The organism is Candidatus Hydrogenedentota bacterium, from assembly GCA_016791475.1.
Classification (GTDB): Bacteria; Hydrogenedentota; Hydrogenedentia; order Hydrogenedentales; family JAEUWI01; genus JAEUWI01.
The window spans coordinates 1-817 of record JAEUWI010000160.1; the positions used below are offsets into that span (position 1 = coordinate 1).

1 protein-coding gene is annotated in these 817 nt (G+C 67.3%); it reads left to right on the forward strand.

Annotation, left to right across the window (positions count from 1 at the left end):
• Positions 1-318: 318 nt before the first annotated feature.
• On the forward strand, positions 319-817 hold a 499-nt coding region (locus tag JNK74_28450; GenBank protein MBL7650119.1), incomplete at its 3' end, for an AAA family ATPase.

Consider the following 817-nt stretch of genomic DNA (forward strand, 5'->3'; position numbering starts at 1 on the left):
GGACTTGACGGCGACGACCCGGTTCGAGAAGTCGTGCCATCCTCAGCGACAGCGATCGATCACCCCGGTCTGGTCATGAGCACCGCTGGTTCGCGGGACAATCACCTGGCGGCCCTGCCCGAATCGGACGACGGGAGTTCAGCGATGCAGCAGCCGGTCGGTCCTTCGGCGGTCTCTGCGGGTGGCCTCTCGGTGGCCACCGTGCCCGACCAGGCAGTGGATCGTCCGGCCGCGTCGGCTCAATGGCAGCCTCCAGGCGCACCTCTCGCGCCGGCTGTCCCGTTCAACGAGGAGGACAGGGTGCAGCTGGTGGCAAGCCTGCCGACTGTCGATGACACCACCCCCCTGGCGGCGGAGATCGCCGAGAACGCCCGCCGCCGGATCTCGCTGGTGGGGCGGGCCTTCCCCCGGCCCCCGCACACCAGGATCCTCACCGTGGCCAATCAGAAGGGGGGCGTGGGCAAGACCACGACGACCGTCAATGTCGCCGCAGCGCTCGCCCAGGCCGGTCTGAGCGTCCTGGTGCTCGACATCGACCCGCAGGGCAATGCGTCGACTGCCCTGGGAATCGATCATCACGCCGAGGTCCCGAGTCTGTACGACGTGGTCGTGGAGGATCGCCCCCTGGCCGAGGTGGTTCAGCCGTGTCCCGACATCGCCAATCTGTGGGTGGCGCCTGCCACCATCGATCTGGCGGGTGCCGAGATCGAACTGGTCTCGTTCGTCGCTCGTGAGGTGCGACTGAAGAAGGCAGTCGAGGTCTACCTCGAGAGCCGACGACAGCAAGGGCTGGACCAGATCGACTACGTGTTCATCG